The sequence below is a fragment of the Kluyvera georgiana ATCC 51603 genome (assembly GCF_001654985.1).
In the GTDB taxonomy this organism is placed as follows: Bacteria; Pseudomonadota; Gammaproteobacteria; order Enterobacterales; family Enterobacteriaceae; genus Kluyvera; species Kluyvera georgiana.
Window position 1 is genome coordinate 1 of sequence record NZ_LXEU01000058.1, and the last position, 15,536, is coordinate 15,536.

The window sequence follows — 15,536 nt, forward strand, 5'->3', positions numbered from 1 at the left end:
ATTCGGCCCCTTTTTGCTAGCGCGTAGATTACGCCGGCGGGTTGTTCTGCAACGTCAGCATCAGCCCATCCCGGCGCATAGCCGCCGCTTCCTCCGGCTGCTTCAGGCGGTCGAGGGTATCGGCCAGCCAGGCGTAGTCGAAGGCATCCGGACGCTGCTTAAGCGCGGCGCGGAACGCCAGGCTCGCTTCCTGCCACTCGCCGTGCTTCATTAGCGACTGGCCCAGCGTGCTCCACAACAGCGGGCGGTCGCCCACGGTTTTGATCTGCTGGCGCAGCAGTTTTTCCATCTGTTCCGGGTTATTGGTGTGCAGACGCGGAATCAACATCACCAGGCGATCGTCATACTGACGCTTCAGGCCGTCGATGATGATCTGCTGTGCGGTGTCATGATCGTCGCACTCAATCAGGTGATCCGCCATGGCGACCTGCAGGGCCACCTGATGACGCGTTTTACGGCTTTGATTCTTCCACCAGTTACGCAGCCCTTCGCTACCCTGGTCGGCGCGCACCTGGTCCATCAGACCAATCCACGCCTGCTGCTCCAGCGCTGCGCGATGGGCGTCATCGCCGACGTTGGCTTTCGCCATCGATGGGATGATATCCAGCAGCGAGCTCCAGGCTCCGGTTTGAATATAGGCCTGCTCGGCCAGACGCAGGACTTCCGGATGGCGCGGGGCGACTTCCAGCAGCTTATCAATACCGTGGCGCGCCGCGTGGGTTTCATGACGCGCCAGCTGTAGACGGACGCGTGTAATCTCAACCGGGATCAGATCGTTACCGGCATTTTCCGCTGCACGCTGTAGGTGCTGATTAGCGCGCGCTTCGTCACCGCGCTGCTGCGCAGCTTCGGCCGCCAGCAGGTAGTTGACCACCGGCTGTTCCGCGTGATCGGCATTTTTCGACATCAGCTTTTCAACCTGCTGATAGTCGCCTTCCGCCAGTTTCAACAGCGCCTGCTCGGTCTGCTTGCGTGCGCGACGACGTTTGCGACCCACAAACCAGCCGCGGGTATGGGCGCTGGTACGGAAAATGCGGCGCAGAATCCATTCCAGCGCGAACAGGACCACCATGATCATAATCATGATGATGACAAACCAGGTGACGCTGGTTTCAATGTTGTATGTATCGGTCTGAATCAGCACGTAGCCCTGATGGCCGGCGATCATCGGGCCAAGCACCACGCCGGCAATCAGCACTGCAAAGAGTAATAAGACTTTAAGCATCGATTACTCTCCTTGTGCTGGCACTGGCGCTGGCTCTGCGGCGGCCGGTTGCTCCGCCGTAGGCTGAGCGACAGCGGGCTGCGCCATCAGGTTACGCACGCGGGTCTGCATCAGCTTCTCCAGAATCGGCTGGCTTTGCAGGGTGTCCGGAACGTCCATGGCGATACTCTGCTGGCTGAGTTGATCGATGTCACTCAGGAACGTTTTCGTGGCGGCGTCATCGGTATCATAGTAGGCGCGTACCCAGGTCGAGACGTTATCCAGCGCCTGCTTGTAGGTTTCCTGCTGATGACGCGGCACGGCCTGCGAGGCGGCCAGCAGCTGAGCGCGGAGGTTCTCGCGCAGGTAGATCTCCTGGTTCGGCGCCAGCAGCGGCACGGCGGTCTCGTCGCGGCGGCGAATGGTAATAAAGCTGTCCATAAAGTTCTGCCAACTTTTTTGCAAATTGACGCGCCACTCGCTGAGCGAAGCCGACAGTTCACCATCGTCGCTGTCCATCGGTGAATCGTCGGTATTGTTGTCCGCCAGACGCAGGTTATCCACCTGATTGGCCAGTTGGTTCACCTTCAGAATGATGCCGTCGAAATCAACCTGCGACACGGCGGAGAGGCTGGCGATATCTTCGGTAATCGCCCGGCGCGCGGTAATCAGACTGGGGTCGTTCATGTCCGCGAGGCTGGCATCCGCGCTTTTCAGTAGAGCTGCGGCAGTGGTTACGTCCTGGTCGCTCCACAGCTTGCGCCCGGCCAGCTTCACCAGGAAATCGGCCTGGGCCAGCAGCCAGGTTTTTGAATCGGTGCCGGAGATGGCCGCCACTTTCTGCTGCACTTCATCCAACTGTTTGGCCATTTCGCTCTGCTGGGCTTTCGCCGCCTCAAGCTGCTCGGCCTGCTGTTTAATGGTGGTTTCCAGCGCCTCTTTCTGCGCATCCTGCGCTTTTTGCAGCGCGATGAGCTGGTTGGCGAGGGTATCGCTGGTGGTGGATTGGTTGACGGCCTGCTGTTTGCCCCAGCCGTACAGGCCGACGCCCGCCGCCAGCGCGATAGCGATAGCAACGGCGCTCAGCACCAGACTGGTTTTCCCGCCGGTATTTTTCTTCTCAGCATTTTCTGGCTTACGGACCTCGGGTTGCGGCGTGGTTTTCACGACATCCCCGGATTCTTCAACCACGGCGGAGTTTTCTTTTTGTTCCGTCATTATGGCTTCCAATTTTGAGAGTTATTGTAATGCGCGCAGCAGCGCATCGTTGTCTGCGCTATCGGCAACCTGAATTTCCTGCCAGCCCATTTCCCGGGCCAGTTTTGCAATGCGTTCGCTCACCACCAGTAACCGGCATTTGAGCAACCAGCTCTCCCGGTACCAGAGGGGAATCAGCGCCCAAAGCTGTCGCAGCATTTCGCCGCTGGTGACCACAATCGTCGAGACGCCTCGCGACTGCCAGCGCATGGCTTCTTCCGCGCCGTCGTAGTGAATGGCGCTGCGCTGATAGCATTCACACAGCGTCACGTCGGCGCCGCGCGCGGTCAGCGTTTCCGCGAGCAGTTCGCGGCCACCGTTACCGCGCAGGATAAGCGCTTTCTTTCCCGCAATATTTTGTAATTCAGGTAATTGTAGCAATACTTCGCTGATTTCCCGATCTAAAGGGTAGCGTACGTCAGCCCCGCTGACCTGATGCAGAGCCAGCGCCGTGGTGCGGCCAATCGCAAAATAGCGGGGAGAGGTAGGCCAGCGAAGACGCTGTTGTTGTAACTGGGCCTGGGCGAAGCTTACCGCATGCTGCGATAGCGCGAAGGCTAAATCCCCGTCGCCCAGCGCGCCAAGCGACTCGCTGAGCGTATTGAGCTCGCGGCCTGGGGTGAATTCAATCAGCGGAAAACTCCAGGCTACTCGCCCCAGCGCGCGCAAACGGCTTACGAGCGCTTCACTTTGCGGGGCGGGGCGGGTAACCAGAATGGTCATACTGAGGCGTCTCCGTCGTAGACGGCGGCAAGAATTTCTCGCGCGCCGTTATCGAGCAGTTCTTCGGCCAGCGCAATACCCATTTTCTCGGCATCTTCCGGCTGGCCGCGACGCTCGCCGCAAACCATCTGACTGCCGTCGGGCGCGCCAACCAGCGCACGCAGCCACAGTTCGCCATCAATGAGTTCAGCATAGCTGCCGATCGGCACCTGGCAGCCGCCTTCCAGCCGCGTGTTCATCGCCCGTTCGGCGCGCACGCGGACAGCGGTGTCGTCATGATTCAACGGCGCCAGCAGCGCACGCGTTTTTTCGTCGTCGAGGCGGCACTCAATGCCGACGGCACCCTGGCCTACGGCCGGGAGCGACTCTTCCGGCGACATCGGCTGGCGGATGCGGGCATCCAGCTCCAGACGTTTAAGACCGGCTACGGCCAGGATAATCGCATCGTAGTCGCCGTTGTCGAGTTTACTCAGGCGCGTGCCGACGTTGCCGCGCAGCGAGCGGATCACCAGATCCGGGCGACGTTTGGCCAACTGGCACTGGCGGCGCAGGCTGGAAGTGCCGACGACGCTGCCAGCAGGGAGGTCGTCCATACAGGCATAATGGTTCGAGACGAAGGCGTCACGCGGGTCGTCGCGCTCGCAGATGGTCACCAGCCCCAGCCCTTCGGGGAACTCAACCGGCACATCTTTCATCGAATGCACGGCGATATCGGCGCGGTTTTCAAGCAGTGCCAGCTCCAGCTCTTTGACAAAGAGCCCCTTGCCGCCCACTTTTGCCAGCGGCGTATCAAGGATCACATCGCCGCGCGTGACCATCGGGACAAGCGTCACCGCCAGCCCGGGATGGCAAGCCTCCAGGCGCTCTTTTACATAGTGCGCTTGCCAGAGCGCGAGCGGGCTCTGGCGTGTGGCAATTCTCAAAACTTTGTCTAACATGCTTGTTACCGTCATCTATCGTCCGTTGTCCATCCTAACATTGTTGCCTTAATGATGTTAGTTTTCAGGGATTCATACCCTGAACAATTCGCGATGCAGGAAACGTGCCTTCAGCTTAGACGGAGACATGCATAAACGGGGTTGTGTTTACCGTTCATTACTGGCACTGTCTTGATCGTATGCCGGGGTTTACAGCAGCATTCAATGCTACACTTGTTGTAGTGCAACATTCTTTACGGTCAACCGGCAAGGTGTTAAATTGATCACGTTTTAAACCATTTTTTGTCCAGAATTCGATAATGACAACGGCGGACGAAAAACGGTAACGGTTCTTCTTGTTGAAATATTAAAACCTCCGTACCGCTTTAACAGGATACGTCGAGGTTTTGAACATCAGGCGATATGTCTTGTACCTCTATATTGAGACGCTAAAACAGAGACTGGATGCCATCAACCAACTGCGCGTGGATCGCGCGCTTGCAGCCATGGGCCCTGCTTTCCAGCAGGTATACAGTCTACTGCCGACATTATTACATTATCATCATCCGCTGATGCCGGGTTACCTTGACGGTAACGTTCCCAAGGGCATCTGCCTTTACACGCCTGATGAAACCCAACGCCATTACCTCGACGAACTCGAGCTGCATCGCGGCATGCCGCCGCAGAGCACGGCCAAGGGCGAACTGCCGATTACCGGCGTTTACACCATGGGCAGCACCTCGTCCGTTGGCCAGAGCTGTTCGTCCGATCTGGATATCTGGGTCTGTCACCAGTCGTGGCTCGATAATGATGAACGCCAATTGTTACAGCGCAAATGCAGCCTGCTGGAAAGCTGGGCGGCATCGCTGGGCGTTGAAGTCAGCTTCTTCCTGATCGACGAGAACCGTTTCCGTCATAACGAAAGCGGCAGCCTCGGTGGGGAAGACTGTGGTTCAACGCAGCACATTTTACTGCTCGACGAATTTTACCGTACGGCGGTGCGCCTGGCGGGCAAACGTATTCTGTGGAATATGGTGCCGTGCGAAGAAGAAGATCATTACGATGACTACGTGATGACGCTCTACGCCCAGGGCGTTCTGACGCCAAACGAATGGCTCGACCTCGGTGGATTGAGCTCGCTCTCCGCCGAAGAGTACTTTGGCGCCAGCCTGTGGCAGCTGTATAAGAGTATCGACTCACCGTACAAAGCGGTGTTGAAAACCCTGCTGCTGGAAGCCTACTCGTGGGAGTATCCCAACACGCGCCTGCTGGCGAAGGATATTAAACAGCGTCTGCATGACGGCGAGATCGTCTCCTTCGGTCTTGATGCTTACTGCATGATGCTGGAACGCGTGACCGAATACCTGAAGGCCATCGACGACGAAACCCGTCTTGACCTTGTCCGCCGCTGCTTCTATCTGAAAGTGTGCGAAAAGCTTAGCCGTGAACGCGCTTGCGTTGGCTGGCGTCGCGAAGTGGTGGGCCAACTGGTGAAAGAGTGGGGCTGGAGTGAAGAGCGTCTGGCGATGCTCGACAACCGCGCCAACTGGAAAATCGACCAGGTCCGCGAAGCGCACAACGAACTGCTCGACGCGATGATGCAGAGCTACCGCAATCTGATCCGCTTCGCTCGTCGTAACAACCTGAGCGTTTCCGCCAGTCCGCAGGATATCGGCGTGCTGACGCGTAAGCTGTACGCCGCGTTTGAAGCGCTGCCGGGCAAAGTGACGCTGGTGAACCCGCAGATCTCCCCGGACCTGTCCGAACCGAATCTAACCTTTATCTACGTTCCGCCGGGACGCGCCAACCGTACGGGTTGGTACCTTTACAATCGCGCGCCGAACATGGAATCCATCATCAGCCATCAGCCGCTGGAATATAACCGCTATCTCAACAAGCTGGTGGCCTGGGCCTGGTTTAACGGCCTGCTGACTTCACGCACGCGCCTGTTTATTAAGGGCAACGGCATTGTTGATCTGGCGAAACTGCAGGAGATGGTTGCTGACGTATCGCACCACTTCCCGCTGCGTCTGCCTGCGCCAACGCCGAAAGCGCTGTACAGCCCGTGTGAAATTCGCCATCTGGCGATTATCGTCAACCTCGAATACGACCCGACGGCGGCCTTCCGCAATCAGGTGGTGCACTTCGATTTCCGCAAGCTGGATACTTTCAGCTTTGGCGAAGATCAGAAGTGCCTGGTCGGCAGCGTCGACCTGCTGTATCGCAACTCGTGGAACGAAGTGCGTACGCTGCACTTCAACGGCGAGCAGGCGATGATCGAAGCGCTGAAAACCATCCTCGGTAAAATGCACCAGGATGCCGCGCCGCCGGACAGCGTCGAAGTGTTCTGCTACAGCCAGCATCTGCGCGGCTTGATTCGTACCCGTGTGCAGCAGCTGGTCTCCGAGTGTATTGAACTGCGCCTTTCCAGTACCCGTCAGGAAACCGGCCGCTTCAAAGCGCTGCGTGTCTCCGGGCAAACCTGGGGCCTGTTCTTTGAGCGTCTGAACGTGTCGGTACAGAAGCTGGAAAACGCCATCGAGTTTTACGGCGCGATTTCGCATAACAAGCTGCACGGTCTGTCGGTGCAGGTTGAGACCAACCATGTGGAGTTGCCGCCGGTGGTGGATGGCTTTGCCAGCGAAGGGATTATCCAGTTCTTCTTCGAGGAATCGGGCGAAGATCAGGGCTTTAATATCTACATTCTTGACGAGAGTAACCGCGCAGAGGTGTACCACCACTGTGAAGGCAGCAAAGAGGAGCTGGTGCGCGACGTTAGCCGCTTCTATTCCTCGTCGCACGATCGCTTCACCTACGGCTCAAGCTTTATCAACTTCAACCTGCCGCAGTTCTATCAGATTGTGAAGGTTGACGGTCGCGCGCAGGTGATTCCGTTCCGCAGCCAGGCGATTGTGCCGCCGCCGTCAAACCATGACAACAATAACGCGCCGCTGTTACAGCAGTACTTCTCTTAATCATGATGCCGGATGGCGGCTTCGCCTTATCCGGCCGACTCGTTTCGTGTTTTTTGTAGGCCGGATAAGGTGTTTACACCGCCATCCGGCGATCAGCCTTAGCGGAAACTCACTTCCTCACCCGCCTGCTGCGTGGCTGCCTGCTCCAGCAGATTCCAGAACGTTTCGCCGCTGCGATCGCACACCCACTCGTCACCTTTCAGGTCAAAGTGATAGCCGCCCTGTTTGGTCGCCAGCCACACCTGGTGCAGCGGTTCCTGACGGTTAATAATAATTTTGCTGCCGTTTTCAAAGCTGATGGTTAACACGCCGCCGTTAATTTCACAGTCGATATCGCTGTCGCCGTCCCAGTCGTCCAGACGTTCTTCGATGGTCAGCCACAGGGTATCGGCCAATTGATGAAATTCACTGTCGTTCATTGTTTTATCCCGCTATTTAGTGATAGCGGCAGTATAGCGTGAAACAAATCACGTTGCAGTCAGGCGCTTAACGCTTGCTTTTGCGCCTTCTCCTGCGATGATAGAAAATAGAAAGCATTGAACTACAGGCATCTTAATAATGAATAAGATTTTTCGACCGCTGGCTTTGTTACTTGCACTGTTTAGCCTTGCAGGCTGCGGCCTGAAGGGCCCGCTCTATTTCCCTCCGGCTGATAAGACGGCGGCACCGCCGACCAAACCCGTGACGCCGCCTGTGCAGAGCGCGACGCCGGATCGTAACGATCGTGGCGACGACGGCGGCCCGACGCAGGTTAACTACTGATTCCGTTCTGTACCGCGCAACTGGAGTAGATGATGCAGTTCTCTAAAATGCATGGCCTCGGCAACGATTTTATGGTCGTCGACGCGGTAACGCAGAATGTGTTTTTTTCGCCTGAGCTGATCCGCCGACTGGCAGACCGCCATCTTGGCGTGGGTTTCGATCAGTTGCTGGTTGTCGAACCGCCTTACGATCCGGACCTGGATTTTCACTACCGCATTTTCAACGCCGACGGCAGCGAAGTCTCTCAGTGCGGCAACGGTGCGCGCTGTTTTGCCCGCTTTGTGCGTCTGAAAGGGCTGACCAATAAACGTGATATCCGCGTCAGCACGGCCAACGGTCGTATGGTATTAAGCGTCACGGAAGATGACCTGGTACGCGTCAATATGGGCGAGCCGAACTTTGAGCCCTCGCAGGTTCCGTTCCGCGCCAATAAAGCGGAAAAGACCTATATTATGCGTGCGGCCGAGCAGACAGTATTGTGCGGCGTGGTTTCCATGGGGAACCCGCACTGCGTGATTCAGGTCGACGACGTCGATACGGCGGCCGTTGAAACGCTGGGCCCGGTGATGGAAAGCCATGAACGTTTTCCAGAACGCGCTAACATTGGTTTTATGCAGGTCGTGAAACGCGATCACATCCGCCTGCGCGTGTACGAACGCGGCGCGGGTGAGACGCAGGCCTGTGGAAGCGGTGCGTGTGCGGCGGTTGCCGTCGGTATTCAGCAGGGCTTGCTGGCGGAAGAAGTGCGCGTGGAATTGCCGGGCGGGCGTCTTGATATCGCCTGGAAAGGCCCGGGTCAACCGTTGTTTATGACTGGCCCGGCGGCACATGTCTATGACGGATTTATTCATCTATGAAACAGGTTGGGGAAGAACAGCAGGACGCCATCACCGTGCTGAATGACGGCGCGGTGGTAGACTATCTGTTGCAACATCCTGAATTCTTTATTCGTAATGCCGCTGCCGTCGAGCAGATGCGCGTCCCGCACCCGGTGCGGGGCATGGTTTCGCTGGTCGAGTGGCATATGGCGCGCTCGCGCAACTATATCGCGATGCTCGAAGAGAATATGAGCCAACTGATGGAGCAGGCAACGGCCAACGAAGGGTTGTTCTATCGCTTGCTGCATCTGCAAAACCGGCTGGCATGCGCCGAAAGCCTGGACGATTTGCTGCTGCGTTTTCACCGTTGGGCGCGCGAGCTGGGGCTAGCGGGGGCGTCGATAAGACTGTTCTCCGACCGCTGGCGGCTTGGCGCTCCCTCTAAACACACCGATCTGGTGCTCTCTCGTCAGGCGTTCGAGCCGCTGCGCATCCAACGCTTAGGTCAGTCAAACCACTATCTGGGCACCCTCAACGGTCCGGAACTGCTGTTGGTGCTGCCAGAGGCCAAAGCGGTAGGTTCGGTAGCCATGTCGATGATGGGCAGCGATGGCGACCTCGGGGTGATTCTCTTCAGCAGCCGTGATCCGCACCACTATCAGCCTGGGCAGGGAACGCAGCTGTTGCAGGAAATCGCCTTAATGCTGCCTGGCCTGCTGGAACGATGGATTGAACGCGAATGACCAGCGATACCGCATTGGGGCAAGACGTTACCCGCTTCCTGCGCTATCTCGGCGTTGAGCGGCAGCTCAGCCCCATCACCCTCCTGAATTATCAGCGTCAGCTTGATGCCATTATTGAACTGGCCGAAGGTATGGGCCTGCGGAATTGGCAACAATGTGATGCTGCGATGGTACGCAGCTTCGCCACCCGCAGCCGCCGTAAGGGCCTGGGAGCGGCAAGCCTGGCGCTGCGCCTGTCGGCCCTACGCAGCTTCTTTGACTGGATGGTCAGCCAGGGCGTGCTGCCCGCTAACCCGGCGAAAGGGATTGCCGCGCCAAAAGCGCCGCGCCACCTGCCGAAAAATATCGACGTCGACGACGTTAACCGCCTGCTGGATATTGACCTTAACGACCCGCTGGCGGTGCGCGACCGCGCGATGCTGGAAGTGATGTACGGCGCGGGCCTGCGTCTGTCCGAGCTGGTCAATCTGGATATCAAACATCTGGATCTCGATACCGGTGAAGTATGGGTGATGGGCAAGGGCAGCAAAGAGCGCAGGTTGCCGATTGGCCGTAACGCCGTGGCGTGGATTGAACACTGGCTCGACCTGCGCGGGCTGTTTGGGAGCGACGAAGATGCGTTGTTCCTCTCAAAGCTCGGCAAGCGTATTTCTGCCCGTAACGTGCAAAAACGTTTTGCCGAATGGGGCGTGAAGCAGGGTCTGAACAGCCACGTGCATCCACACAAGCTGCGCCACTCGTTTGCGACCCATATGCTTGAGTCAAGCGGCGATCTGCGCGGCGTGCAGGAGCTGCTGGGCCATGCCAACCTTTCGACCACCCAAATCTATACCCATCTTGATTTCCAACACCTTGCTTCGGTGTACGATGCGGCGCATCCGCGCGCCAAACGGGAGAAATAATGCGTTTTTATCGACCGCTGGGCGCGATTGCCGCGTTGACGTTTGACCTTGACGATACCCTTTACGATAACCGCCCGGTGATTGACCGCACGATGCAGGAGTCGCTGAACTTTGTGCGTGGTTACCACCCGGCGCTGGCGAACTTTGATGCCCGCACGCTTCAACAGTGGCGCGATGCGCTGCTGAAGACCGAGCCGGAAATTTATCACGACGTCACCGAATGGCGCTGGCGTGCGCTGGAGTCAGGGATGCGACAGCTGGGGTTAACGGCCCAGGAAGCGAAAGCCGGTGCCGATGCGGCGATGAATAACTTCGCCCACTGGCGTAGCCGGGTTGACGTACCACAGGAAACCCACGATACCCTGCAAAAGCTGGGCAAAAAGTGGCCGCTGGTGGCGATTACCAACGGTAACGCACAGCCGGAGCTATTTGGTCTGAGCGGCTATTTTGAGTTTGTGCTCCGCGCCGGGCCGGACGGGCGCTCGAAGCCGTTTGCCGATATGTATCACCTGGCGGCAGAAAAGCTCAACGTACCGCTCGGCGAGATTTTGCACGTGGGCGATGACCTGACCACCGATGTCGCGGGCGCCGTGCGCTGTGGGATGCAGGCCTGCTGGATCAAGCCGGAAAATGCCGATCTGATGCAGACCGCCGACAGCCGTTTGTTGCCGCACATTGAGATTTCCCGGTTGGCATCTCTGACCTCGCTGATATAATTCTGTATAAATTCCCAGTGTTCGCTACGCTAAGTCCTTCGACGCGGTACGAATGATTTAGCGTAGTGGTTCTCTTTTTATTGACCGACGGTGCCATCAATGGACGTTTCTTACCTGCTCGACAGCCTCAACGATAAACAACGCGAAGCCGTCGCGGCGGAGCGAACCAACATGCTGGTGCTCGCCGGGGCAGGCAGCGGCAAGACGCGCGTGCTGGTGCACCGCATCGCCTGGCTGCAAAGCGTCGAAAACTGCTCGCCGTACTCCATTATGGCCGTCACCTTTACCAACAAAGCGGCGGCGGAAATGCGCCACCGTATTGGTGAGCTGATGGGCACCTCGCAGGGCGGCATGTGGGTTGGCACCTTCCACGGTCTGGCGCACCGACTGCTGCGTGCGCATCACCTGGACGCCGGCTTGCCGCAGGATTTCCAGATTCTCGATAGCGAAGATCAGCTACGCCTGCTCAAACGGCTGATTAAAGCGATGAACCTCGACGAAAAGCAGTGGCCGCCGCGCCAGGCGATGTGGTTTATCAACAGCCAGAAAGATGAAGGTCTGCGTCCGCATCACCTGCAAAGTTACGGCAACCCGGTCGAACAGACCTGGCAGAAGGTCTATCAGGCTTATCAGGAAGCCTGCGATCGCGCGGGGTTGGTGGACTTCGCCGAACTGCTGCTGCGCGCCCATGAACTGTGGCTCAACAAGCCGCACATCCTCCAGCACTACCGCGAACGCTTTACCAATATTCTGGTGGACGAATTCCAGGATATCAACAACATTCAGTACGCCTGGATCCGTCTGCTGGCGGGCGACACCGGCAAGGTAATGATCGTTGGCGACGATGACCAGTCGATCTACGGCTGGCGTGGGGCGCAGGTGGAGAACATCCAGCGCTTCCTCAACGATTTCCCCGGTGCCGAAACCATCCGTCTGGAGCAGAACTACCGTTCAACCAGCAATATCCTGAGCGCGGCGAACGCCCTGATTGAAAACAACAACGGACGTCTGGGCAAAAAACTGTGGACCGACGGCGCCGACGGCGAGCCGATTTCTCTCTACTGCGCGTTTAACGAGCTCGACGAAGCCCGCTTTGTGGTGAACCGAATTAAAACCTGGCAAGACAACGGCGGCGCGCTGGACCAGTGTGCCATTCTCTATCGCAGCAACGCCCAATCGCGCGTGCTGGAAGAGGCCTTGCTGCAAGCCAGCATGCCGTACCGCATTTATGGCGGGATGCGCTTCTTCGAACGTCAGGAAATCAAAGATGCGCTCTCGTACCTGCGCCTGATTGCCAACCGTAACGACGATGCGGCATTTGAGCGTGTGGTGAATACGCCAACCCGCGGCATTGGCGACCGTACGCTGGACGTGGTACGTCAGACGTCGCGCGACCGACAGCTGACGCTGTGGCAGTCCTGCCGCGAGCTGCTGCAGGAGAAAGCGCTGGCTGGCCGCGCCGCGAGCGCTTTACAGCGCTTTATGGAGCTGATTGACGCGCTGGCGCAGGAAACGGCCGATATGCCGCTGCACGTACAAACCGATCGGGTGGTCAAAGATTCCGGCCTGCGCATGATGTACGAGCAGGAAAAAGGCGAGAAGGGCCAGACGCGTATCGAAAACTTAGATGAACTGGTGACGGCAACGCGCCAGTTCAGCTACAACGAAGAAGACGAAGATTTAATGCCGCTGCAGGCGTTCCTGTCCCATGCGGCGCTGGAGGCCGGGGAAGGTCAGGCCGATACCTGGCAGGATGCGGTACAGCTGATGACCCTGCACTCGGCCAAAGGTCTGGAGTTCCCGCAGGTGTTTATCGTCGGGATGGAAGAGGGGATGTTCCCAAGCCAGATGTCGCTGGATGAAGGCGGCCGTCTGGAAGAAGAGCGCCGTCTGGCCTACGTCGGCGTCACCCGCGCGATGCAGAAGCTGACGCTAACCTATGCCGAAACCCGCCGTCTGTATGGTAAAGAGGTTTATCATCGCCCGTCGCGTTTCATTGGTGAACTGCCGGAAGCCTGCGTGGAAGAGGTGCGTCTGCGCGCGACCGTCAGCCGTCCGGTGAGCCATCAGCGAATGGGGACGCCGATGGCGGAGAATGATACCGGCTACAAACTCGGCCAGCGCGTGCGCCACGCTAAGTTTGGCGAGGGCACCATCGTCAACCTGGAAGGCAGCGGTGAACACAGCCGTTTGCAGGTCGCGTTCCAGGGGCAGGGAATTAAATGGCTGGTGGCGGCCTACGCCAGGCTGGAAACGGTATAACTTTCAGAAAAATATCATTATTTTGTAACGATCTGCTAGCCTTACGGAACAGAAGGTAATTAATCCTGGTTAGCGTTTCGTTGCGTGTTGACGCCGTTTTTTTGCTGGCGTAACATGCGCGCACGATTACGCTAAGAGGACAAAGCCTTGGACACACCCAGTAGATGCTGGCTCACCTTCCTGTCATTCAGGAACAACTCCTAAGGCTATCCTCATATGCTGATAGCCTTAGCGGTTGTCAGCGACCCGTATTTTATCCCGTCGCATTGAGTCAGGCTGTTTAATGGTCTGAAACCCCTGTAGTTTCTGTGTGCCCACCGGCTGTCCGATAATTTTTTGCATTGGGAGTCCCGGTCATGCTGAGCGCATTTCAACTGGAAAATAATCGTTTAACGCGTCTGGAAGCGGACGAAATCGAACACCTCGCCAGCTCGGTGTGGGTCGATTTAGTCGAGCCGGATGACGATGAACGTAACCGTGTGCAAAAGGATTTGGGCCAGAACCTGGCCACGCGCCCCGAACTGGAAGACATCGAAGCATCCGCGCGTTTTTTTGAAGACGAAGACGGCCTGCATATTCACTCCTTCTTCTTCTACGAAGATGCGGACGATCACGCCGGTAACTCCACCGTCGCATTCACCATCCGTGAAGGGCGACTGTTTACCCTGCGCGAGCGCGAGCTGCCGGCGTTCCGCCTGTATCGTATGCGCGCACGTAACCAGGCGATGGTCGATGGCAACGCCTACGAGCTGTTGCTGGACCTGTTCGAAACCAAAATCGAACAGCTGGCGGATGAAATTGAAAATATCTACAGCGACCTGGAAAAGCTCAGCCGCGTGATTATGGAAGGGCACCAGGGCGATGAGTACGACGAAGCGCTGTCCACGCTGGCCGAGCTGGAAGATATCGGCTGGAAGGTTCGCCTGTGTCTGATGGATACCCAGCGCGCGCTGAACTTCCTCGTGCGCAAAGCACGTTTACCGGCCAGTCAGCTGGAGCAAGCGCGCGAAATCCTGCGCGATATCGAATCCCTGCTGCCACATAACGAATCGCTGTTCCAGAAGGTTAACTTCCTGATGCAAGCGGCGATGGGCTTTATCAACATCGAGCAGAACCGCATCATCAAGATCTTCTCGGTGGTGTCCGTGGTGTTCCTGCCGCCGACGCTGGTGGCTTCAAGCTATGGGATGAACTTCGAGTTTATGCCGGAGTTGAAGTGGAGCTTTGGTTATCCGGGCGCGATTATCTTTATGATTCTGGCGGGGCTTGCGCCGTACCTGTACTTCAAGCGCAAGAACTGGCTGTAATGGTTGTGCCGGAGAAGGCGTCGCCGCCCTCCGGCCACTTCTTTAACCTCGACGACCGCGTCTCTGCGTGTAAATCGCATCCATCACGAAAATCGCCAGCGCTACCCAGATAAACGCGAACGTGACCATCTTATCCGCCCCCGGTACCTCACCGTAGAACGTCACCGCCAGCAGGAACATCAGCGTTGGGCCGATATACTGGAAAAAGCCCAGCGTGGAAAGGCGCAGACGCGTTGCCGCGCCGGTAAAGCACAGCAGCGGAATGGTGGTCACGACGCCTGCGGCGATCAGCAGCAGATTCAACGACCACGAGTTGTTGCCCATGTGGCTGGTGGCGCTGTCGGCGATGCCGAAAAGATAAATCGCCGCCACCGGCAGCAGCCAGAGCGTTTCGAACAGCATCCCGGTTTGTGCATCGACGGCAATTTTCTTACGAACCAGGCCGTAGAAGGCGAAACTGAACGCCAGACCCAACGCGATGATCGGCAGTGAGCCGAAGGTCCACAGCTGTACCAGCACGCCACAGATAGCCAGAATCACCGCCAGCCACTGCATGCGGCGGAAGCGCTCGCCGAGGAAAATCATGCCCAGCAAAATATTCACCAGCGGGTTAATGAAATAACCGAGGCTGGCCTCCAGCATGTGGTGGTTGTTAACCGACCAGATAAACAGCAGCCAGTTACCGCCGATCAGCACCGCCGACAGCGCCAGCAGAAAGACCTTTTTCGGGGTTTTCAGCAGCGTTCGCACCTGCGGCCATTGGCGGCTGATGCTAATCAAGGCCACCATAAAGAAAAACGACCAGATGACGCGGTGGGTCAGGATCTCATCGGCAGGGACGTAGTAAATCAGCTTGAAGTAGGCTGGAGCGATGCCCCAGATAAAATAGGCGGCAAGAGCGAGAAGTACGCCCTGACGCGTTTGTTTGGGATCCATGTGAAACATCCATT

The 15,536-nt window shown here is 57.6% G+C and carries 15 protein-coding genes; 9 read left to right on the top strand and 6 right to left on the bottom strand.

Going from position 1 to position 15,536, the window contains the following annotated elements; translation table 11 throughout:
• Positions 1-28: 28 nt before the first annotated feature.
• The 4 genes from hemY to hemC are packed head-to-tail and all read right to left on the bottom strand — an operon-like array spanning position 29 to position 4,122.
• Positions 29-1,225 (bottom strand): protoheme IX biogenesis protein HemY, encoded by a 1,197-nt coding sequence (gene hemY / locus M989_RS14365; protein WP_064546429.1) that lies wholly within the window; start codon positions 1,223-1,225, stop codon positions 29-31.
• Positions 1,226-1,228: 3 nt separating this feature from the next.
• Positions 1,229-2,422 carry a uroporphyrinogen-III C-methyltransferase gene (gene hemX, locus M989_RS14370; RefSeq protein WP_064546431.1) on the bottom strand — a complete coding sequence of 398 codons (1,194 nt, stop codon included), beginning with the start codon at positions 2,420-2,422 and terminating at the stop codon, positions 1,229-1,231.
• A 21-nt stretch (positions 2,423-2,443) separates the two neighbouring features.
• The gene (gene hemD / locus M989_RS14375; protein ID WP_064546433.1) at positions 2,444-3,184 is read right to left on the bottom strand and encodes a uroporphyrinogen-III synthase; all 741 of its coding nucleotides are present in this window, start codon (positions 3,182-3,184) and stop codon (positions 2,444-2,446) included.
• Positions 3,181-4,122: a hydroxymethylbilane synthase gene (gene hemC, locus M989_RS14380; RefSeq protein ID WP_064546435.1), complete on the bottom strand. Its 942-nt coding sequence runs from the start codon at positions 4,120-4,122 to the stop codon at positions 3,181-3,183. The genes hemD and hemC overlap by 4 nt, the downstream gene beginning before the upstream one ends.
• 407 nt (positions 4,123-4,529) lie before the next feature.
• Here hemC and cyaA point away from each other — a divergent pair, with 407 nt between their 5' ends.
• Entirely contained in the window at positions 4,530-7,076 is a 2,547-nt protein-coding gene (gene cyaA / locus M989_RS14385) for a class I adenylate cyclase (protein WP_064546437.1), read from the top strand.
• Between the two features lie 98 nt (positions 7,077-7,174).
• On the opposite strand, the gene cyaY is transcribed toward cyaA, so the two are convergent.
• Positions 7,175-7,495, bottom strand: a complete 321-nt coding sequence (gene cyaY / locus M989_RS14390; RefSeq protein ID WP_064546439.1) for an iron donor protein CyaY — start codon at positions 7,493-7,495, stop codon at positions 7,175-7,177.
• 139 nt (positions 7,496-7,634) lie between these two features.
• On the opposite strand from cyaY, the gene lptM reads away from it, so the two are divergent.
• The 8 genes from lptM to corA all read left to right on the top strand — a co-directional run bounded on the left by lptM (position 7,635) and on the right by corA (position 14,586).
• A complete protein-coding gene (lptM, locus tag M989_RS14395) occupies positions 7,635-7,838 on the top strand; it encodes an LPS translocon maturation chaperone LptM (protein ID WP_064546440.1) in 204 nt (67 codons plus the stop codon).
• A gap of 32 nt (positions 7,839-7,870) precedes the next feature.
• Positions 7,871-8,695: a diaminopimelate epimerase gene (gene dapF / locus M989_RS14400; protein WP_064546442.1), complete on the top strand. Its 825-nt coding sequence runs from the start codon at positions 7,871-7,873 to the stop codon at positions 8,693-8,695.
• A complete protein-coding gene (locus M989_RS14405; RefSeq protein WP_064546444.1) occupies positions 8,692-9,399 on the top strand; it encodes a DUF484 domain-containing protein in 708 nt (235 codons plus the stop codon). The genes dapF and M989_RS14405 overlap by 4 nt, the downstream gene beginning before the upstream one ends.
• Complete coding sequence (gene xerC / locus M989_RS14410) at positions 9,396-10,301, top strand: tyrosine recombinase XerC (RefSeq protein ID WP_064546446.1); 906 nt, start codon at positions 9,396-9,398, stop codon at positions 10,299-10,301. Before M989_RS14405 ends, xerC begins: the two co-directional genes overlap by 4 nt.
• Entirely contained in the window at positions 10,301-11,017 is a 717-nt protein-coding gene (gene yigB, locus M989_RS14415; RefSeq protein WP_064546448.1) for a 5-amino-6-(5-phospho-D-ribitylamino)uracil phosphatase YigB, read from the top strand. The genes xerC and yigB overlap by 1 nt, the downstream gene beginning before the upstream one ends.
• Before the next feature lie 99 nt (positions 11,018-11,116).
• The gene (uvrD, locus tag M989_RS14420) at positions 11,117-13,279 is read left to right on the top strand and encodes a DNA helicase II (protein WP_064546449.1); all 2,163 of its coding nucleotides are present in this window, start codon (positions 11,117-11,119) and stop codon (positions 13,277-13,279) included.
• A gap of 147 nt (positions 13,280-13,426) precedes the next feature.
• Entirely contained in the window at positions 13,427-13,483 is a 57-nt protein-coding gene (gene ysgD / locus M989_RS26520) for a YsgD/CorL family protein (RefSeq protein ID WP_368301982.1), read from the top strand.
• Positions 13,484-13,635: 152 nt separating this feature from the next.
• Positions 13,636-14,586: a magnesium/cobalt transporter CorA gene (corA, locus tag M989_RS14425; protein ID WP_064546451.1), complete on the top strand. Its 951-nt coding sequence runs from the start codon at positions 13,636-13,638 to the stop codon at positions 14,584-14,586.
• A gap of 42 nt (positions 14,587-14,628) precedes the next feature.
• Here the strand turns inward: corA and rarD are convergent, their stop codons facing one another.
• On the bottom strand, positions 14,629-15,522 hold the full coding sequence (rarD, locus tag M989_RS14430) for an EamA family transporter RarD (RefSeq protein ID WP_064546453.1): 894 nt from the start codon (positions 15,520-15,522) through the stop codon (positions 14,629-14,631).
• Positions 15,523-15,536 lie beyond the last annotated feature (14 nt).